The organism is Caulobacter sp. GW821-FHT12D05 (assembly GCF_058807295.1).
The window spans coordinates 539,359-558,610 of sequence record NZ_JBXAQO010000001.1; the positions used below are offsets into that span (position 1 = coordinate 539,359).

The following is a 19,252-nucleotide window of genomic DNA, read 5'->3' on the forward strand; positions in this document are numbered from 1 at the left end:
CGATGACCACCCTAGCTGGGGCCGGGGAGGGGCTGGCCGCCTGGATCGCGCCGTCGCGTACGGCGGTGCTGGTCATCGACATCCAGGTGGACTTTGCCTCGCCCGACGGCGCGCTGGGCCAGTATGTCGACATGTCCGCGGTCCAGCCCGCCGTGGTCGCCGCCGAACGTCTGGTCGAGGCGGCGCGCACCGCCGGAACGCCGGTGGTCTTCGTGGGTCTGTTCACCGCGCCGGAGACCGACTCGCCGTCCTGGAAGGAGCGCATGCGTCGTCGCGGCGGCGATCCTGACAACGAGAGCGCCTTGTGCCGCGAGGACGAGGCTGGCTCGGCCTTCTACGGACCCAAGCCGCTGCCCGACGAGCTGGTGGTGAAGAAGGTCCGCTACAGCGGTTTCGTCGGCACGAACCTCGATGCGCGCCTGAATGCCCTGGGCGTCGACACCCTGGTGGTGGCGGGCCTGACCACCGAGTGCTGCGTCGACAGCACCGTCCGCGACGCCTTCAGCCTGGACTATCACGTGTTCGTCGCCGCCGACGCCTGCGCCGCCTACGAGCCCGAGATCCATGCCGCCTCGCTGAAGGTGATGGAATTGAACAGCGCGATCCTGACCGACACGGCCGCGATCGCGCACGCCTGGAGCGCCTGACCATGGCCGATGGATTTCCGAACCTGGGCGCCAGCGCGCCCTACCATGTCACCGATGCTGACCGCGCCGCGATCGCCGCCGCCATCGACGAGGCCGAGATCGTCGAACTGGCCCTGACCCTGGGCAATATTCCCGCGCCGTCCGGCAAGGAGCTGGAAGTCGCCAACTACGTCCACGACTGGATGGCGCGCGAAGGCTTCTCGCCCCGCAAGGTGGGCGCGACGCCCGAGCGGCCCAACATCATCGGCACGCACGGCGGCAAGGGTGTTGGCAAGAACCTGCTGTTCACCGCCCACCTCGACACCGAGGCGCCGACCTGGAACCCCGATCTCGACGCCTACAAATACAGCCCCGAGACCCTGGCCAGTCCCGAATGGGAGAAGTGCTGGCTGGAGGACGGCAAGCTCTACGGCTACCCGATCGCCAACGATCGCGGGCCGATGAGCTGCTTTCTGATCGCGGCCAAGGCGCTGAAGAAGGCCGGCTACGAGCTTGCTGGCAAGATGTACCTGACCGCCTGTCCCGGCGAGATCGGCCCAGAGCCGATCGAGGAGCACCGGGGCGTGGCCTATATGGGCAAGGACATCGGGGCCCACTACCTGTTCCACCACGGCGGCGTCGCACCGGACTACGCCATCGCCGCCGAGGGCTGCGACTTCGGCCTGACCTGGGTCGGCTGTGGCTATGCCGTGTTCCGCTTCCAGGTCTGGGGCGAGGGGGTCTTTACGCCGCTGTTGGAGCATCCGGCAACGGCGGCCCAGCATCCCAACCCGATCTACAAACTGGGCAAGCTGACCGAGGCCATCCATGCCTGGAGCGGCGAGTATGAGAAGAAGAGCCGCTACGACAGCCCGGGCGGCGTGGCCCAACCCAAGTCGCAGATCGGCTCGGTGCGCGGCGGCATCCCGTTCGCGTTCGGGGCCGGGACCGAGCTGGTGAACCTCTATCTGGAGGTCGGCCTGACCCCCAAGCAGCGGGTGGCCGACGTCCAGCACTCGCTGGAGGCCATGGTGCGCGAGGCCGGCCTGGGTCGCATCGACATCGAGCCGGTCGTGGTGCGCCACGGCTTCGAGGCCGAAGCCGCCGAGGTGGCGCCGCTGGTCGGGGCCGTCGACATCGCCACCCAGCTGGGCCTGGGCCATCCGGTCGCCCTGGCCAATCCGGTCTATTCCAGCATGTGGCGCGACCACAACGTCTTCAACATGCACCGGATTCCGGCCATCACCACCGGCTTCCGCCGTTGGCGGCCGACGCCGAAAGACCTGGTCGACAGCGCCCTGATCTACGCTCTGACGGCCTTGGCCATCTGCGGCCGCGCCAGCCCCGAGGAGGGCGCCAAGCGTCCGGCCTCGGCGGTCTATCCCGACAACCCTTTCGGGAACGAGTGATGAGCGCCGCGGCACAAACCCACGCGCCCGAGCCTGCGGACTTCCGCAAGGCCATGGGCAGTTTCGCCGCCGGCGTGACGGTGGTCACCGCCTGTCATGATGGCCGGTTGGTCGGCACGACGGTCAGCGCCTTCAGCTCGGTGTCGATGGACCCGCCGCTGGTCATGATCTGCCTCAAGCGCGACAGCCGCACCCTGGCGGCGCTGAGCCACGCCAAGACCTTCTGCGTCAACATCCTGGCCCAAGAGCAAGGCGACCTGGCCTACCGCTTCGCCAAGAGCGGGGCCGATGACCGCTTCGCCCTGACGGCTGTCGAGGCTGGGGCCTGCGGCGCGCCGCTGTTGGCCGATTGTGTCGCGGCGGTCGAGTGCGAACTGCACGCCGCCCACGACGGCGGCGATCACGAGATCCTGGTCGGGCGCGTCCTGCGCGTCGTGACCGACGAAACCAAGACGCCGCTCGTCTATGTGCGCGGCGGCTTTCTGAACGCTTAGTTGGAGTTGCGCCGCATGGCCTATGACGTGCTCGACGTGAAGCCCATGACCCGCCGGATCGGCGCGGAGATCTTCGGCGTCGACCTGGGCAAGCCCCTCTCGAACCGGCAGTTCGAAGAGATCCACCAGGCCCTGACCCAGCACCAGGTGATCTTCTTCCGCGACCAGGAGATGTCGCACGACGCCCACAAGGACTTCGGTCGCAAGTTCGGCAACCTGGCCATCCACTCAGGCGTGCCGGGCCTGGCCGACCATCCCGAGATCGTGGCCATCCACGCCGACGCCAATTCCAAGTTCGTGGCCGGCGAGAATTGGCACTCGGACCTGACCTGCGATCCCGAGCCGCCGCTGGGCAGCATCCTCTACATGAAGGTCCTGCCCGACGACGGCGGCGACACCTGTTTCGCCAGCATGTACTGGGCCTATGACACCCTGTCGGACCGGATGAAGGCCTATCTGGAAGGCCTGCACGCGGTGCATGACGCCAACCCGGTCTACAAGGCGATCTTCCCGGACATCGACCGCAAGTACAATTGCTCGACCCACCCGATCGTGCGCACCCATCCGGTCAGCGGCAGGAAGAGCCTGTTCGTCAATCCGTCCTACACGACCCACATCGCCGGGGTGTCCAAGGCCGAGAGCCGGGCGATCCTGGAGTTTCTGTACCAGCACGCCAGCAATCCGGACTTCCAGGTGCGCTTCCGTTGGAAGCAGAACTCGGTGGCCTTCTGGGACAACCGCTGCACCTGGCACCAGGCGATCTGGGACTACTTCCCCGACACCCGCACGGGCTACCGGGTGACGGTCGCCGGCGACAAGCCGGTTTGAGGGTCCTCCTGCTGGGCGCGGCCGGCGGCATCGGCGACGCCATCCGCCAAGGCCTGCGCGGTCGCTACGACCTGATGCGGCTGGCCGACATCGCGCCGCTGGAGCCGGCGAGGGCGGGGGAGGAGACGTTAGCCGTCGACCTCCTGGACCTGCCGGGCCTGACGTCGGCGATGGACAGGATCGACTGCGTCGTCCACATGGCTGGCGTGCCAGTCGAGCCCGAAACCAATGCCTGGGAGCAGGTGCTGCCGGCCAATATCGTCGGGGTCCACAACCTGTTCGAGGCCGCGCGGCTCGCCGGCGTCAAACGGGTGCTGTTCGCCTCGTCACATCACGCGGCCGGCTTCCATCGGCGCGAGACGCCGACGGCCGAAACGCTCGTCCCGCGTCCCGACAGCTACTATGGCGTCAGCAAGGTGTTCGGCGAAGCGATGGGCCGGATGTACGCCGACAAGTTTGGCCTGCAGGTGCTGAGCTTGCGCATCGGCGCCTATCGCGAGCGGCCGTCCGATCCGCGCCAGCTGGCGGTGTGGGTCAGCCCGCGCGACATGGTCGAGCTGGTCCGCTGCGGGATCGAGGCGCCGGATTTCGGCTATGCGACCGTGTACGGAGTTTCCGCCAACGCGCGGAACTTCTGGGATAATTCGGCCGCTGCTTTCCTCGGCTATGCGCCGCGCGACAATGCCGAGGATTGGGCGGCCGAGGTGATGGCCGGGCCGCCCGAGGATCCGGTCGCCGCCCCGTTCCAGGGCGGCTGGTATTGCGCGAAGGACTTCGTTGGCGAGCCCTCGCGCGTCGACTGACTATTCCCGCGTGAAGTCCGCCGGGACCTGCGGATCGGCGCCGGCCTTGCCCCACAGCACGATCTCGTTGCCCCAGGGGTCGCGGAAGGCGTGGTTGTAGCCGTTGAATTCCTTCCAGTAGTGGTCCTTCCACAGCACCTTGGCGCCCAACTCTTGCGCCGTGCCGAGGATGCGCTCGGCGCTGTCGTCGTCGCTGATCAGCACCCAGATGCGCGGCTTGCGGCCCTCGGTGCTCAGCGCGCGGGGCTCGACGCCTTCGGGCTCGGGGTGAGGGCGGGCGTTGGCGGCCTTGAAGATCCCCAGATGCAGGTTGCCGATCTGGCTGTCGGTCCCGTCGGGCTGCTTGAAGAAGCCGCCCGGCACCATGCGGTGATAGACGCCTTCGGGGCGGGCGTCGTTCTGCCAGCCGAACACCTTGGCGTAGAAGTCGCCAGCCTTGGACGGGTCTTCGGAGGCCAGGTCGACAAAGATCAGGGTGTTGGTCACGTGAGGTCGCTCGCGTTTCAAAAGCCGATGGAGAGGGAGAGGTCTTTCCAGGCGTCGATGTCGGCCGACAGGCCCTGGGCGGCATAGCCGGCGTACTTGAGGGCGTCATCGCCCAGCAGCAGATGCATCGGCGGGTTCTCTGCGTCGGCGATCGTCAGGATCGCCTGCGCCGCCTTGGCCGGATCGCCGGGCTCCTGGCCCGCGTGGTCGGCCATGATCCGCTCGGCGTCGCGCGCCAGGCCGTCATAGTCGGCGAGTTTGGTGGCCACGATGGTCTTGGAACCCTGGGCGAAGTCGGTGCGCAGGCCGCCGGGGGCGACGTTGATCACCTTGATGCCCAGCTCGGCGACTTCCTGGGCCAGGGTCTGGGTCAAGCCCTCCAGCGCCCACTTGCTGGCGCAGTAGACGCCGGTGCCGGCCCAGACCGCCAGGCCCGAGACCGAGGTGATGTTGATGATCCGGCCGGCGCGGCGGGCGCGCATGGCGGGCAGGGCGGCCTTCAGCACCGCCAGCGGGCCGAAGACATTAGTCTCGAACTGCGCCCGCACCTCGTCCAGCGAGGCTTCCTCGACCGCGCCGACCAGGCCGTAGCCGGCGTTATTGACCAGGACGTCGATCGTCCCGGTCAAGGCCTCGGCCTTGGCGACGGCAGCTTTAACGGCCGCTTCGTCGGTGACGTCGAGCAGCAGGGCGTGACCGCCCAGGGCTTCGAATGCGGTCGCCGCCTCGGGCTTACGCACCGTGCCGACGACGACATCGCCACGCGCCATCGCCGCCAGAGCGATCTCCCGCCCCAGGCCGCCGGAAACGCCAGTGATCATCCAGGTCTTGGTCATGTGGACCTCAGTACGGCTTGTCGCCCTTCACCCACAGGCGGTGCATGGTCCGAACGTACTTGGTGTCGTCGTACAGCGTGCCCGTGTGCAGGGTGCAGCGGTTGTCCCACATCAGGAGGTCGCCGACCTTCCACTTGTGGCGATAGACGAACTGATCCTGGGTCATGAACTCGACCAGCTCATCCAGCAAAGCCAGTCCCGCCGGACCGGGCATGCCGATCACCTCGGTCACCGTGCCGGTCGAGGGCCACAGCGCCTTGCGGCCGTCGGCCGGGTGGGTGCGGATCAGCGGGTGCTCGACATCCGGATTGGCCGCCTCCAGCTCGGGCGACAGGTTCTGCTGCTGACCGAACTGCCGGGTGGCCATGAAGTGCTTGTAGCTGTGGTGCAGCCGCAGCTTCTCCAGCATGGCCTGCTTGTCGGCGGGCAGGGCGTTCCAGGCCGCGCAGCCATCGGCCAGCAGGGTGTCGGAACCCTCATCCGGGACCTCGACCGCATAGAGCATGGTCAGCATGACCGGCTCGGGCTTGTAGCTGTAGTCGGTGTGCCAGCCCACGCCGTCGTTGTGGGCGCCGATCGGCTTGCCGTCCACGACGCGGTTGCTGAGAATAAAGATCTTCGGATAGCCCGGCAGGGTGAAGCGGGTCTGGGTGTGATCCTCAGCGTCGCCGAACCGGCCGATGAAGCGCATCAAGTCGTCGGGCGTCATCTTCTGGTCGCGCAGGGCGATGGCGCCGTGGCGATGGAAGGTGTCGACGACCTGGTCCAGGGCCGCGTCCGGGGCCGAGGCCAGGTCGATGCCGGAGATCTCGGCGCCGAAGCCAGGCTTCAGGTCCTTGATGGCGATGTCTGCGGTCAGCGTCATGGCGTCCTCCGTGGCACGACATGACCGTAGGCGCGGCGACCGTCTCGGTCTTGTCTCAGCGCGCACGACAGCTTTCTCGTCGGCGCCGGCTGTGATCCCAGATTGGGCGCCGGACGCGCCGCCAGGGCGCCCAGCGCCTGCAAATCCGGCGTCGCGCCGCCCGGAGCGATTGCTGACCAACTCTTCGTGCGCGCTGAGGCAAGACCGGCCCACGGTGCGGTCCTAGCGTGATGGTCGACTTCCGCCCTTGCAGAGCGCTTCCCGATGAACCCGCGCCCGCCCTTTCTCAGCGATGTCTTCTTCGAGGGCCTTTCGCGCTCGATGGAGAATGTCGAGACCGCCGAAACCTTACCGCCGTCCTGCTATGTCGACGCCGACTTCTACGAGTTCGAGAAGGAGGCGCTGTTCAATCACGAATGGCTGTGTGTCGGCCGCGTCGACTGGATCAAGGAGCCCGGGGACTTCTTCACGACGAAGATCATCGGCGAGCCGATCATCGTCACGCGTAACCGCGACAATGAGATCAAGGCGATGTCGGCCGTGTGCCAGCACCGCGCCATGCTGGTGGCCGAGGGCAGGGGCAATACGCGCGGCTTCGTCTGCCCCTATCACCACTGGGTCTATTCGCTGAACGGCGACCTGGTGAACGCCCCGGCCATGGAGCGCACCTGCGACTTCAACAAGAAGGCGGTGAAGCTGCCGACCTTCAAGGTCGAGATCTGGCTGGGCTTCATCTTCATCAATTTCGACGAGGCGGCCGCGCCGCTGGCGCCGCGTCTCACCGCCGTGGAAGCGGCCGTCGCCAACTACGACCTCGCCAATGCCGACGGCCTGTCGCCGCCGATGACCGGCCAGTTCGCCTGGAACTGGAAGGTGATGTTCGAGAACAACAACGACGGCTACCACGCCAGCAAGCTGCACCGCGGGCCGCTGCACGACTTCATTCCCAGCGAGCTGTGCAGCTTCCCGGCGGCGGGCGAGGGTGACGCGGGCTTCCTGCGCTACAACGGCACCCTGCACGCTGACGCCAGCTTCAACCCGACCCAGAAGGCGGTGCTGCCGATCTTCCCGAACCTGACGGACGAAGACCGCAACCGCGCCACCTTCGCCAACATCCCGCCGACGCTGTCGCTGGTGATGACCAGCGACATGGTCATTTACCTGATCCTGCGTCCCACGGGTCCCGAGACCATGGAGCAGGACACCGGCATCCTGGTCGCGCCCGGCGCCATCGAGAGCTCCGGCTTCGAGGAGCGCCTCGAGATGATCATGACCTCGGCGGGCAAGATCATCGCCCAGGACATGCATGTCGACGAGCTGGTCCAGCAGGGCCTGCGTTCGCGCTTCGCCATCCGTGGCCGCTACTCCTGGCAGGAGGGGGCGCAGGTGCAGTTCAACCGCTGGTTGGCGCCGCGCTACCAACAGACCTGGGCGGCGATGAAAGGAGCCGGAACGCCGGCCCCCGCCAACGAGGAGGCCGCCGCATGAGCCGCTTGCCTGTCATCTTCTTCGGTCACGGCAGCCCAATGATTGCGCTGGAGACCAACGACACCACGCGCGCATGGAAGGCCATGGGCGACGCGGTCGGCAAGCCCAAGGCCATCCTCTGCATCTCGGCCCACTGGCTGACGCGCGGCGTCGCGGTGACGGCCATGACCAAGCCCCGGACCATCCACGATTTCGGAGCTTCTTTCCCCAAGGCCTTGTTCGACCAGCAGTATTCCGCGCCCGGCTCGCCCGAGCTGGCGGCGCGCGTGGCGGAGGTCCTGGCGCCTACGCCGGTGACGCTGGACGACAACGGCTGGGGCCTGGATCACGGGACCTGGTCGGTGCTGGGCAAGGCCTTCCCGGACGCTGACGTGCCGGTGGTGCAACTGAGCATGGACGCGACCAAGCCGCCGGCCTGGCACTTCGAGATCGGCCAGCGCCTGGCCCCGCTGCGTGATGAAGGCGTGCTGATCGTCGGCACCGGCAACATCGTCCACAACCTGCCGGCCATGGACTGGGGCGATCGCCACTGCGCGCCCTACGACTGGTCGCAGCGGTTCAACGAGCACATCAAGACCGCCATCGCCGAGGACGTCCCACAGCGAGCGGTCGACTTCGAGAGCCAGGGCCAGGACGCAACGCGCTCGGTCCCGACGCCCGAGCACTATTGGCCGCTGCTCTACGTGCTGGGCGCGCGCTTGCCTGGCGACGTCGCCACCTTCGCCCCCGACCACATCGAGCACGGCTCGCTGAGCATGACGTCGGTCACGCTCGCCAGCGCTTGAGGAATCCGATGCCTTTCATCTGCGAACCCGGCCAGACCCGCCCGGACGTCATCCCCGGCGCCCTGCACACCCTGAAGGCCACGCCCCAGACCGTGCACTGGGGCTATTTCGATCCCTCGACGCCGCCGTCGCTGCGCATCAAGAGCGGCGACCTGGTCCAGGCCGAGGCCATCACCCACCACGCCGGCGACGCGCCTGAGCTGATGATGGACGAGGGCGTCACGCGGATCTTCAAGGAGATCCCCGAGGACGACCGTAATCCCGGCGTCCACATCATGACCGGCCCGATCTATGTCGAGGACGCCAAGCCCGGCGACGTGCTGGAGGTGCGTTACCTGCGCATGGTCCCGCGCAACAACTACGGCTCCAACCTCGCGGCCAACTGGGGCTATCTCTACAAGGAGTTCGGCGAGAAGGAGCGGGTGACGATCTACGAGCTGGATCAGAACACCAACACCGCGAGCGCCCTCTATGCCTATGATTTTGAAGGCAAATACCTGATCCCGGGCACGATCACCAACTGCCCCGAATGCGACCGCCAGCCCGCCCTGAAGGGGATCCGGATCCCGGCCCGCCCACACCTGGGCACCGCCGGCGTGGCGCCGGCCGTCAACGGGCGCGTCAGCACCATTCCGCCGGGCGAGCACGGCGGCAACATCGACAACTGGCGCATCGGGGCAGGGGCCACGATGTACTACACGGTGCAGGTCGACGGCGGTCTGTTCTCGATCGGCGACCCCCACGTTAGCCAGGGCGATGGCGAGCTGTCGGGCACGGCCATCGAGAGCTCGCTGAACGTCCTGATGCAGATCGTACTGCGCAAGGACATCCAGACCCCCGGGCCGCTGCTGGAGACACCCAAGTGGTGGATCGTCCACGGCTTCAACGAGGACTTGAACCTGGCCATGCGCGACGCCTCGACCAAGATGCTGAGCCTGCTGAGCGACCAGGTCGGCCTGTCAAAGAACGACGCCTACTCGCTGATGAGCGTGGCGGCCGACTTCGGCGTCACCCAGGTGGTCGACGGCACGCAAGGCTGTCACGTGCGCATCCCGCGCGACATCTTTCCCAAGCTCAAGGTGTGATCCATGAAGGCCTGGTCGTTCAGCACCGAGAGCCACCCCCGCGCTGAACGCGCCGAGGCCTGGCGCGAAGCGATGGGCCGCCTGGGCCTGCCGATCGAGGGGCTTTCGGACCATGAGCCGGCCGCCGCCTCGGTGGCCTGCCTGACCTCGCCGCTCGGGATCGAGTTCGCCCTGGTCGAGGCCGGAGCCCAGACGATCGCCGGCCGCCTCACGTCGCAGCCGGCGGCGATCTGGCTGGCGGTCCTGCTGCACGGCGAGGCGACCCTGGTCACCGACGACCTGGCGGTCAGCGTCGGCGCGGGCGACATCGCCTTCGGGCCCACGGGGCAGGCGGCGGCCCTGCGGTTGGACACCCGTTCGCGCCTGCTGTTCGTGCGCGCCCCGCGCGTGGCGCTGGACCACCGGCTGATCCGGCCGTTCAACCTGCGTGTGGGCTGGCTGGACGGCTCCAAGGGCGTGCCGCGCATCCTCTCCGATCTCCTGCGCGCCACGGCCGAGGAACTCGAGAACCTGTCCGTCGATCAACTGCGTCCCGTCGACCTGGCCTTCACCGAATTCCTGGCCCAGTGCCTGCTCGAGCAAGGGGCGGCCGTCTCCGACGCCTTCGATATCTCGACGCCGACCGCGCACCTGCAGCGCCTCTGCCAGACCATCGAGACCCTGTTGCCGGATGCGGAGCTGTCGCTGCGCCGTGTCGCCAACGAGGAGGGGGTCTCGCCACGCTATGTGCAGAAGCTGTTCGCCTCGGCTAACGAGACCTTCAGCCACTATCTGCGGTCGCGCCGGCTGGAGCGGTGTCGGATCGATCTCGCCAGCCCCCAGCACGCCCGCCTGTCGATCTCGGAAATCTGCTTTCGTTGGGGCTTCAACGGTTCGGCGCACTTCAGCCGGGCCTTTCGCGAGCAGTACGGCCTGTCCCCCCGCGAATTCCGGCAGGGCCGCGAACCCGCGGGCGGCGAGGTCTTGAACTGAGTTCGCGCTACAGCGCGATGATGCCCCGGCGCAGCGCCGTGGTGACCGCCTGGGTTCGATCATTGACGTCGAGCTTGGAGAAGATGCTGCGGATGTGGGCCTTCACCGTCTCTTCCGACAGGGACAGCCGATGGGCGATCGTCTTGTTCGCGCCGCCGGCAGCCATGCATTCCAGCACTTCGATCTCGCGGCCGCTGAGCGGTTCCTCGGCGGCATGCACGGCGATCTCCTGGGCGACCTCCGGCAGGATGAACCGGCGTCCGGCATGGACCAGGCGGATGGTCTCGAGCAGTTCGTGGCGAAGGGAGGACTTCAGCAGATATCCGCTGGCGCCGGCCTTGAGGGCGCGGACGGCCTGAACATCGCCCTGGTAGGTCGTCAGGACGACGATACGGGCGTCGGAGGCGATCTCGCGAATGGCGGCGATGGCCTTGAGACCGCTCATGACGGGCATCTGGAGATCCATCAGGGTCACGTCCGGCCGCAGTTGTCGGAAGGCGTCGACGGCCTGACGACCGTTTTCGCACTCGCCCACGATGACCATGTCCTCCTGCGGTCCGACCAAGGCCGCGATCCCCTCGCGGAGGACGGCGTGATCGTCGACTGAAAGAACGCGGATCAGACGCGCCGTCATTGCAGCCTCCCGCGCCAGACACCCAGATCCCGCAACCAATCCCATCCAAGGGCGGCTTCCACATAGGCCGTGTTGGCGGGGATCTGGATTTCGATCTCGGTTCCGGCCTTCGGTCGGGTCGCGATCGTCAGTCGCCCTCCGGCGCGCTCGGCGCGTTCGCGCATGCCCTTGAGGCCGAAGTGGCCCTCCCGTTCGCCCGCATCCTGCACCGCCGCCGGCAAGCCGATGCCATCGTCTGCGATCGACAGCGTCAGATGGCGACGGGCGAAGGTGAGCCGCACCGAGATGCGCGAGGCCTGGGCGTGAGCGATCGCATTGCGGATCGCCTCTTGCGTGATCCGCAGCATCTCCTCGCTCACCAGCGGGACGACCGCTTTCGCGCCGCCTTCGATGACGAGATCGATGGGCGGCGCCGCGCCTTCGTTGAAACCGCCGACGAGGTCGACGAGCGCCTCGGCGAGGTCCGCGCGCGCGGCCTGGCTCCTCAGGTCGCGGACGCGGGAGCGTCCTTCGGCCAGGACGCCGTCGGCGCGATCGAGGGCCTGATCGATGTCGGTGCGCAGCGGGTCATCGCCGGGCAGCCGGTTCGACACGGCCTGGAACCGCAGCATCAAGCCCTGGAAGCCCTGCAACAACGTGTCGTGCAGTTCCCGCGCGATCCGCTCGCGTTCGGCGGTCCGAACCTGAAAGCGCGCCTCGAACGCGGCGGCGACCTGGCGAACGCGCAGGCTGTAGAGCGCCCAGGCCAGGAGCATCAGCGCGGCGGCGACCAGCAGCTTGAACCAGATCGATTGCAGGAAGGTCGGCGGGATCGTCACCGCCAGGGTCGCGCCGGCGCGGTTCCAGACCCCGTCCTCGTTGGCCGCGATCACCTGGAAACGATACGTCCCCGGGGCCAGGTTCGTATAGAACGCCTGCCGGCGCGAGCCCGGGTCCACCCATTGCCGGTCGTGGCCCTCCAGTCGGTACAGGACCTTGACCCGCTTGGGCATGGTCAGATTGATCACCGAAAAGCCGATGGTGATGTCCGAGGAGCCAGCCTCAAGCCGTATCGTCGTCGGGTCCTTGAGCGTGGCCGTCTCGCTGGTCAGGGAGGTGATCGCGACGCCGGGCGGCACGGAGTTGGAGGGCAGGTGAGCGGGGTCGATCCAGGCGATCCCGTCGATCGTAGCGAGCCACAGCCGACCGTCGCCGCCTCGGGTCATGGTTCGATAATTCTGGGCGTTGGGGCCGTTCGGGAGGCCATCCTCGTAGCTGAAGGTTCGTTCCGGGAGCACGAAGGCGGGCTCGGCGAAGGCCCTCTCCAGATCGGCGGTCTTCACCCTGGAAAGTCCGCCCGCGCCAAACAGCCAGGTGTCGCCTTCGGGCGTCTGGGCCAGGCCGGTCACGTAGCGCAGTGGCTTGGCCTGGGTCTGCGTGATGCCGCGAGCGGACACCAGCGCCGCGCCATCCCGCCCCGACAAGAAGATGCCCCGGGAGATGGCGAGCGCCGCGCGTATCCCGCCCGTCGTCTTCAGGACCGCATCGAGCGACCGCGTCTCGGCGAAGCGGCCTTCAAGGCGGGTCAGGGTCGCGCCGTCGGTCATGGACCACAGCTGGCCCTGGGGATCCTTCACCAGCAAGGCTGGATCGGAGGTCGCCGAAAGGTCCTTGGCCGGGACAGACCGCCAGCGCGCACCGTCGCGCCAGTACATGCCGTTGGTGGACGCGGGCAGCCAGAACCGCCCCGTGGAGTCGGGCCCGCAATCGTAGAAGCTGGTTTCGCTCGGAGGAGCAGGGAACTCCGTCCGCTCGTCGCCGCGGACCCGGATGATCCGATCCAGGGCCGCGACCCAGATCGACCTATCCCGATCCTCGCAGATCGCCTTCGGATCGTGGATCGCGAAGAGGCGCACCGGGGGCTTGCCCGGATCGACCCGGTAGAGCGCGTCGCTCTGGCCGATGTAGACCGCCCCGGAAGAGGCGGTGAGAACCTGATCCCCGTACCGAGCGGTCGCTGTCAGCTCGGGTTCGACGACGATGCTGGGCGTGCTGAAGTGGTCGATGCTGCGGGGACCGCCGTACCACAGCGTCCCGCGTCGATCGACGTACAGCAGGGACGGTCGTGGCGAGGACATCAGGGAGCGCCCGCCCTGTTCGTAGACGGGGTCGCCCCGGCCGGTGCGCTCGGCCTGGACCAGCCCCGCGACCCGTCCAAAATCCCGGCCCTTGGTCCAGAGGTTGCCGTCCTTGTCGAACGCCACGCCGATCCAGGCCGGGTCGTCGCTCTTCCAGCGAAACGGTCTGGAGGGCGGTGCGGGCCAGCGTCCGCCCGGTCCGGTGAGTCTGGCGCCGCTGTCCGGACGGACGACCCAGACGCTCCCGGAAGGATCGATCGCCAGCGCTCCGCCGCCACCCATGGGCGCCTCGACGCGCTCGAACTTGGCGCTATTCGGCGCCCGGCGGAGCACCGACTTGTTGTAGCCGATCCAGAAGGCCCCATCGGCGGACTCCAGGGTGTAGAACAGCATCTGGCGTTCGGGGTTCGGCGAGACCCTGTCCCACCGCCCGTTCTGGTACCGCAGGAACGGCTGGCCGATCTGCGCGATGCCGACCCACAGCGCGCCGTCTCGGGTCAGGGTGAAGGTGATGACTTCGCCCGAGTATTTCGGGGCCTCGACGAGCTGGAGGCGGCCCTGGCGGAACAGGCCCAGCCACCCCTTCGAATACCAGACCCAGATCGTCCCATCGCGTCCGACCTGCAGCTTCCGGGGTTGGCCGTACTTGTCGCGATCGATGTCCGCGTCCATGGGCTCGAACGAGAGGCCGTCGAACCGGTACAATCCTTCACGGCTGGCGATCCAGAGCATGCCGTTCGCGGTTTCGGCCATGGCGTGCGGTACGGATGGCGCGCCGTCGTCGCGCGTCCACACCTCGTGCTTCAGCTGGTTCATGGACAGCGCATAGGGCTGGGCGGCGACCTCGCAGACGCCCATGATCCACAGCAGCGCCGCCAGCGCTGGCCAAAGCCGAACAGGTCCTGACGCCATTCCCACCCCCGTGGTCGCTTCATCGATGAAACACTGTTCTGTGAGGGGTTGGAAGGCATCCCCGATCAGGGGATCGCGCAATCGCTAGATCGGGTGTTCCGAGCGGCGAGCCGAGGGTTCAAGACCTCCTGAATGAGGATCACGGCTCCGGTCTACCCTGGCGGATTGCTTGGCGCGGGTCTGGCGGTGCTGCGGTTGTCGCTGGCCTGGGCCGCCCTGACCTTCGATCCAATCCCGGAACTTGGCGGACCTGGTCCGTGGCTGACAGCGGTTCTCTGCGTGTCCCTGGCGCTGGGCGCTGGAGCACGCTGGAGCGCGTTCGTCTGCGCCTTGGCGCTGATCACCTTGAGTCCACCCATGTCGTTTCCGCGAGACCTGGCGCTGCTGGGCGGCATGGTCGCCTTGGTGCTGGCGGGGCCAGGAGCCTATGCCATCGATGCCCGGATATGGGGGCGGGTCCGCGTGCGGTCGCGCTCTTCACGCTAGCCGTCGGGCTCCTGTTCGAGCGATCGCGCGATACCTCATCAGAGATTTCCATCCATCGCCGCCGCGACATCATGGCCGGGCGGTCGGGAAGAACGGGCATGCGCCGGTTCTGCGGCAAGCGACACAAGGAGAGACCTGTGATGCGTCTGCTTTCCGCCAATCGGCTGATGCTCGTCATGATGCTGTCCGCCGGGGCTGGCGCCGTCGGGCCGGCGACTCCGGCCGTCGCCGCACCGAGCGACAAACCGGGCACGATCGTCCTGGTGCACGGCGCCTTCGTCGATGGTTCCGGCTGGGCCGACGTCTATCGGATCCTGCGGCGAGACGGCTACAAGGTGGTCATCGTCCAGAACCCGACCACCTCGCTGGCCGACGACGTCGCCGCGACCCGGCGCGCGATCGCGGCGGCCGAGGGCAGGGTGGTTCTGGTCGGCCATTCGTACGGCGGCGTGGTCATCACCGAGGCGGGCTCGGACCCCAAGGTCTCGGCCCTGGTCTATGTCGCCGCCTTCGCGCCCGACCAGGGCGAGTCCGTCGCCTCGATCGTCGCCAGCGCGCCGCCCGGCGCGCCGGCCTTGCCCATCCTGCCGCCGGTCGACGGCCTGCTGCTGCTGGATCGCGCCAAGTTCTCCGCGGCCTTCGCCGCCGACGTGAAGCCGGAGATCGCGCGGTTCATGGCCGACTCCCAGCAGCCGTGGGGCGCGCAGGCCCTGGAGGGCAAGGTCACCACCCCGGCTTGGCGCGTGAAGCCCAGTTGGTACCTGATCGCCAAGGACGACCACATGATCCCGCCGCCCGCCCAACGGATGATGGCCAAGCGCGCCGGGGCGACCGTGCGCGACGTCGCCGCCAGCCACGCCGTCTATGTCTCACAGCCCGGCGTGGTCGCCTCGCTGATCGAGGAAGCGGTGACCAAGTCGGCGGCCAAGTCGACGCCAGGTGCGGCCCGATGAGCGCCGTCCGGCCGTCCCTCCCGATCTGTGAATTTGGTTCCAAGGTTCTGGGATCAGCGCCCGGCTACTGGGCGAACGGCCCGCGGAATATTCCAGACGTCGAGCCGGGCGGCCCGCCCGACACGACATCAGACGGAAAGCTAAGACCATGACGATCAAGGATATCCTGCCCGGCAAGCTCGGCTTCGGCGCGGCGCCGCTCGGCAACATGTTTCGCGACATCCCCGAGGACGAGGCCCTGGCGACCGTGGAAGCGGCCTGGGACGACGGCATCCGCTATTTCGACAATGCTCCGTTCTACGGCGCGGGCCTGGCCGAGATCCGCATAGGCCGCGCCCTGGCCGACAAGCCGCGCGACCAGTACGTGATCAGCACCAAGGTCGGCCGGGTGATCTTGGACGAGGTCGAGGACGTCAGCGCCCGCGATCTGGGCGAGAAGGGCGACGTCTTCAAATACGGTCGTCCGAACAAGATCGTGAACGACTACTCCGAGGACGCGACCTACCGCTCGATCGAGGACAGCCTCAAGCGCCTGCAGACCGATCACATCGACATCGCCTTCGTCCACGATGTGGCCCAGGACTTCTATGGCGACGAGTGGCTGAGCCTGTTCGAGAGCGCCCGCAAGGGAGCCTTCAAGGCGCTGGACCGGATGCGCGACGAGGGCGTGATCAAGGCTTGGGGCTTGGGCGTCAACCGCGTCGAACCCATCGAGCTGCTGCTGGATCTCGACGAGCCGCGCCCTGACGCCTTCCTGCTGGCCGGCCGCTATACGCTGCTGGATCACGACCGCGCCCTGCAACGCGTGACCGCCAAGGTCGCCGAGCGCGGGCTGGGGATCGTGGTCGGCGGGCCCTACAGCTCCGGCGCCCTGGTCGGTGGTCCGAACTTCGAATACGCCCCGGCGACCCCGGCCATCCTGGACAAGGTCGCCGGGATCAAGGCCATCGCCGATCGTCACGGGATCAGCATGAAGGCCGCCGGCCTGCAGTTCGCTTTGGCCAACCCGGCTGTGGCGGCGGTCATTCCTGGCGCCAGCCGTCCTGGCCGCATCGCCGAGGACCGCGCCGCTTTGGACGAAACCATTCCGGCTGACTTCTGGCGCGAACTCCGCGCGGCGGGCTTGGTCAATCCGGCGGCTCCGCTACCCGACGCGGCCTAGCCCGACCTCTTCCACTCAAACCGTCGCTCAACGGCCGAGGCTCGCTTCGGCCGAAGGGCTCCTGCACGCCTAAAAAGGAGAAAGATCATGCGTAACTCGAAGACTTCCGACGCGGCCGATCCAGGCCGTCGTGACGTGCTCCGCACCGCCGGCGTGGCCCTGGCCGCCGCCGCCGGGACGGCGATGACCGCTTCAGCGGCCGCCGCCCAGAGCGCTCCTGGCCTCTCGCCCGCCGCCCGCAACGCCGGCCCGCTCGGGGCTCGCCTGCAAGGCGTGCAGCACTTTGGCCTGACCGTCCAGAACATGGAGCGGGCCTACGAGTTCTACACCGAGGTCCTGGGCGGCACGGAAGTGTTCCGCCACGGCGACTTCCAGGGCGACACCGTCCACAACACGCTGCTGGCCGACCAGGACATCCTGGCCAACGAACTGGGCGTCAATCCGCGCACCATCGGCGTTCCAGACCTGCGCGGCGGCGCGCAGCGGCTCGACGTTCGTTTCATCCAGTTCGACAACGTGGTGATCGAGCTCCTGCAATACCGCGACGCCGACCAGCCGATGGGCGGGCCGCGCGCCTTCGCCGAGCCGGTGCAGCACATGAGCCCCGCGTTTCCGCGGATGATGCACATCTGCTTCCACGTGCGCGACGACGTCGACTTCAACAAGTTCATCACCGACCTGGAAGCCGAGTCCGCCCGTCGCGGCATGACCCAGGTGCGGGCCAACCGCATCATCCGCGTCAACACCGAGGCCGAGCGTCGCGCCGCCCCGCAGAGCGCCAACACCAACAAGGTAACCGTCGCCCCGTCGGACGGCTGGGAGCTGATCTACTGCAAGGGACCGGAGGGCGAGCAGCTGGAGTTCGTCAAGGCGCTGGGCCCGGTCAAGCAGCGCTTCGCCAGCACCCTGGCCGCCCGCCAACGCGCCACGCGCTAGGCCATTCCCTCGGAGGAGACATCACGATGCGCAAGACCATCACGACCCTGCTGGCGCTGACCGCCCTGACGGCCGCCGGCGCGCTTTCGACCCCGGCCATGGCGCGCGAGCCGACTGGCGTCCGCTACAACCAGATCCCCGCCGGCGCCTATTCGATCGTCGCCCAAATTCAGGCCAAGCCCGGCCAGGAAGCGGCCCTGCGCGCCGCGACCCTGCCGCTGGTGGAACTGGTCCGGGGCGACCCCAAGAACCTCGTCTATTTCCTGCAGGAGGATCGGGCCAAGCCGGGCCACTTCATCTTCTACGAAGTCTTCGCGACCGTGGAGGACTTCGAGGCCCACAACGCCATGCCCTATGTGAAGGACTGGTTCGCCAAGCTGCCGACGCTCGCCGAGGGCGGGGTGCAGGTGATGCGGATGGAAGTCCTGGGGCATGGGCGGTAGCCGACGCGTCCGCGGCGCTTTCTCACCCTTCGGCGAGGAAGCGCTGCATGCGCGGCGCGGTGAAGTCCAGGAACGCCCGAACCCGCGCCGGCAGGAACTGGGCCCCGCGAAACAGCATGTGGATCTCGTCGGTCTCGCCGATGTCGCTGTCGGGCAGGAGCTCGACCAGCTCGCCCCGCGCGATGGGACCCCGCAGGTGGTAGTCGGCGATGCGCGCGATCCCGACACCGGCCATGGCCATGCGCCGTAGCGTCTCACCATTGTTGGCCAGCAGGGCGCCGCTCAGCATCCGCTCGACGATCCGCCCGCCCTCGCGCATCGGCCAGACCGGATTGGCGCGGCGGAAATTGAAGCCCAGGCAGTTGTGGCCGACCAGATCCTCGGGCGTCCGCGGCGTGCCGTGCTTGGCCAGATAGGCTGGGGAGGCGACGATGCGCCGACGCGTCTCGCCCAGCTTGCGGGCCATCAGGTTGGAGTCCTGCAGCTTGCCGACCCGGATCGCGATGTCGGTGCGGTCCAGATAGAGGTCGACCACGTCGTCCGACAACGACAGGTCGACGACGATCCTGGGATAGGTCTCCAGGAATTCCGGCAGGATCGGCTCCAAGGCCGCGACGCCAAAAGTCACCGACGAGGTGACGCGGATCACACCTTCGGCCTCGGCGCCGCCCAGGGCGATCTGCTGCTCGGTCTCGTCCAGTTGGCCCAGCAAAGCCTGGCTGCGCTCGTAGTAGAACTGGCCCTCACCGGTCAGGACTAGGCGGCGGGTCGACCGCTCGATCAGCCGCACGCCCAGCCGCGCCTCCAGCCGGGCGATCAGCTTCGACACCGTCGACGGCGTCATCAGCAGCAAGCGCGCGGCCTCGGAGAAGCTGCCCGCCTCGACCACCCGCACAAACACCATCATCTCGCCCGCGCGATTGTCCATGCGC

At 67.8% G+C, this 19,252-nt stretch carries 20 protein-coding genes; 14 read left to right on the top strand and 6 right to left on the bottom strand.

The features are described 5' to 3' along the window. The first annotated feature begins 2 nt into the window (after nucleotides 1–2). From AC1RRR_RS02390 to AC1RRR_RS02410, 5 genes are read left to right on the top strand one after another with little or no spacing between them, the layout of a single operon-like run. Nucleotides 3–647 (top strand): cysteine hydrolase family protein, encoded by a 645-nt coding sequence (locus AC1RRR_RS02390; protein WP_492810250.1) that lies wholly within the window; start codon nucleotides 3–5, stop codon nucleotides 645–647. A 2-nt stretch (nucleotides 648–649) separates the two neighbouring features. After that, a complete protein-coding gene (locus AC1RRR_RS02395; protein ID WP_492810252.1) occupies nucleotides 650–2,035 on the top strand; it encodes a zinc-binding metallopeptidase family protein in 1,386 nt (461 codons plus the stop codon). Then, nucleotides 2,035–2,529 carry a flavin reductase family protein gene (locus tag AC1RRR_RS02400; RefSeq protein ID WP_492810254.1) on the top strand — a complete coding sequence of 165 codons (495 nt, stop codon included), beginning with the start codon at nucleotides 2,035–2,037 and terminating at the stop codon, nucleotides 2,527–2,529. The genes AC1RRR_RS02395 and AC1RRR_RS02400 overlap by 1 nt, the downstream gene beginning before the upstream one ends. 15 nt (nucleotides 2,530–2,544) lie before the next feature. Next, the gene (locus AC1RRR_RS02405) at nucleotides 2,545–3,357 is read left to right on the top strand and encodes a TauD/TfdA dioxygenase family protein (RefSeq protein ID WP_492810256.1); all 813 of its coding nucleotides are present in this window, start codon (nucleotides 2,545–2,547) and stop codon (nucleotides 3,355–3,357) included. Beyond that, on the top strand, nucleotides 3,354–4,160 hold the full coding sequence (locus AC1RRR_RS02410; RefSeq protein ID WP_492810258.1) for an NAD-dependent epimerase/dehydratase family protein: 807 nt from the start codon (nucleotides 3,354–3,356) through the stop codon (nucleotides 4,158–4,160). Before AC1RRR_RS02405 ends, AC1RRR_RS02410 begins: the two co-directional genes overlap by 4 nt. Here the strand turns inward: AC1RRR_RS02410 and AC1RRR_RS02415 are convergent, their stop codons facing one another. The 3 genes from AC1RRR_RS02415 to AC1RRR_RS02425 are packed head-to-tail and all read right to left on the bottom strand — an operon-like array spanning nucleotide 4,161 to nucleotide 6,347. Beyond that, the gene (locus AC1RRR_RS02415; protein WP_492810260.1) at nucleotides 4,161–4,646 is read right to left on the bottom strand and encodes a VOC family protein; all 486 of its coding nucleotides are present in this window, start codon (nucleotides 4,644–4,646) and stop codon (nucleotides 4,161–4,163) included. 17 nt (nucleotides 4,647–4,663) lie between these two features. Next, nucleotides 4,664–5,482, bottom strand: coding sequence for an oxidoreductase (locus AC1RRR_RS02420; protein WP_492810262.1), 819 nt, complete (start codon nucleotides 5,480–5,482; stop codon nucleotides 4,664–4,666). Nucleotides 5,483–5,489: 7 nt separating this feature from the next. Then, the gene (locus AC1RRR_RS02425; protein WP_492810264.1) at nucleotides 5,490–6,347 is read right to left on the bottom strand and encodes a TauD/TfdA dioxygenase family protein; all 858 of its coding nucleotides are present in this window, start codon (nucleotides 6,345–6,347) and stop codon (nucleotides 5,490–5,492) included. A gap of 264 nt (nucleotides 6,348–6,611) precedes the next feature. Between AC1RRR_RS02425 and AC1RRR_RS02430 the strand changes: the two genes are divergently transcribed. From AC1RRR_RS02430 to AC1RRR_RS02445, 4 genes are read left to right on the top strand one after another with little or no spacing between them, the layout of a single operon-like run. Beyond that, complete coding sequence (locus tag AC1RRR_RS02430) at nucleotides 6,612–7,835, top strand: aromatic ring-hydroxylating oxygenase subunit alpha (protein ID WP_492810265.1); 1,224 nt, start codon at nucleotides 6,612–6,614, stop codon at nucleotides 7,833–7,835. Beyond that, the gene (ygiD, locus tag AC1RRR_RS02435) at nucleotides 7,832–8,620 is read left to right on the top strand and encodes a 4,5-DOPA-extradiol-dioxygenase (protein WP_492810267.1); all 789 of its coding nucleotides are present in this window, start codon (nucleotides 7,832–7,834) and stop codon (nucleotides 8,618–8,620) included. Before AC1RRR_RS02430 ends, ygiD begins: the two co-directional genes overlap by 4 nt. Before the next feature lie 8 nt (nucleotides 8,621–8,628). Beyond that, a complete protein-coding gene (locus AC1RRR_RS02440) occupies nucleotides 8,629–9,705 on the top strand; it encodes an acetamidase/formamidase family protein (protein WP_492810268.1) in 1,077 nt (358 codons plus the stop codon). 3 nt (nucleotides 9,706–9,708) lie between these two features. Then, nucleotides 9,709–10,677 carry an AraC family transcriptional regulator gene (locus AC1RRR_RS02445; protein ID WP_492810270.1) on the top strand — a complete coding sequence of 323 codons (969 nt, stop codon included), beginning with the start codon at nucleotides 9,709–9,711 and terminating at the stop codon, nucleotides 10,675–10,677. A gap of 7 nt (nucleotides 10,678–10,684) precedes the next feature. Here AC1RRR_RS02445 and AC1RRR_RS02450 read toward each other — a convergent pair whose 3' ends face one another. Beyond that, the gene (locus AC1RRR_RS02450; protein WP_492810272.1) at nucleotides 10,685–11,311 is read right to left on the bottom strand and encodes a response regulator; all 627 of its coding nucleotides are present in this window, start codon (nucleotides 11,309–11,311) and stop codon (nucleotides 10,685–10,687) included. Then, a complete protein-coding gene (locus AC1RRR_RS02455) occupies nucleotides 11,308–14,421 on the bottom strand; it encodes a sensor histidine kinase (protein ID WP_492810273.1) in 3,114 nt (1,037 codons plus the stop codon). Before AC1RRR_RS02455 ends, AC1RRR_RS02450 begins: the two co-directional genes overlap by 4 nt. Before the next feature lie 51 nt (nucleotides 14,422–14,472). Here AC1RRR_RS02455 and AC1RRR_RS02460 point away from each other — a divergent pair, with 51 nt between their 5' ends. From AC1RRR_RS02460 to AC1RRR_RS02480, 5 genes are all read left to right on the top strand, one after another. Continuing rightward, on the top strand, nucleotides 14,473–14,826 hold the full coding sequence (locus tag AC1RRR_RS02460; RefSeq protein ID WP_492810275.1) for a hypothetical protein: 354 nt from the start codon (nucleotides 14,473–14,475) through the stop codon (nucleotides 14,824–14,826). A 140-nt stretch (nucleotides 14,827–14,966) separates the two neighbouring features. Next, nucleotides 14,967–15,779 carry an alpha/beta hydrolase gene (locus AC1RRR_RS02465; protein WP_492810277.1) on the top strand — a complete coding sequence of 271 codons (813 nt, stop codon included), beginning with the start codon at nucleotides 14,967–14,969 and terminating at the stop codon, nucleotides 15,777–15,779. A gap of 148 nt (nucleotides 15,780–15,927) precedes the next feature. Next, the gene (locus AC1RRR_RS02470) at nucleotides 15,928–16,941 is read left to right on the top strand and encodes an aldo/keto reductase (RefSeq protein WP_492810279.1); all 1,014 of its coding nucleotides are present in this window, start codon (nucleotides 15,928–15,930) and stop codon (nucleotides 16,939–16,941) included. An 87-nt stretch (nucleotides 16,942–17,028) separates the two neighbouring features. Beyond that, nucleotides 17,029–17,877, top strand: coding sequence for a VOC family protein (locus AC1RRR_RS02475; protein WP_492810281.1), 849 nt, complete (start codon nucleotides 17,029–17,031; stop codon nucleotides 17,875–17,877). 26 nt (nucleotides 17,878–17,903) lie between these two features. Next, a complete protein-coding gene (locus AC1RRR_RS02480; RefSeq protein ID WP_492810282.1) occupies nucleotides 17,904–18,320 on the top strand; it encodes a putative quinol monooxygenase in 417 nt (138 codons plus the stop codon). A 22-nt stretch (nucleotides 18,321–18,342) separates the two neighbouring features. Here AC1RRR_RS02480 and AC1RRR_RS02485 read toward each other — a convergent pair whose 3' ends face one another. Further along, entirely contained in the window at nucleotides 18,343–19,248 is a 906-nt protein-coding gene (locus AC1RRR_RS02485; protein ID WP_492810284.1) for a LysR family transcriptional regulator, read from the bottom strand. Nucleotides 19,249–19,252 lie beyond the last annotated feature (4 nt).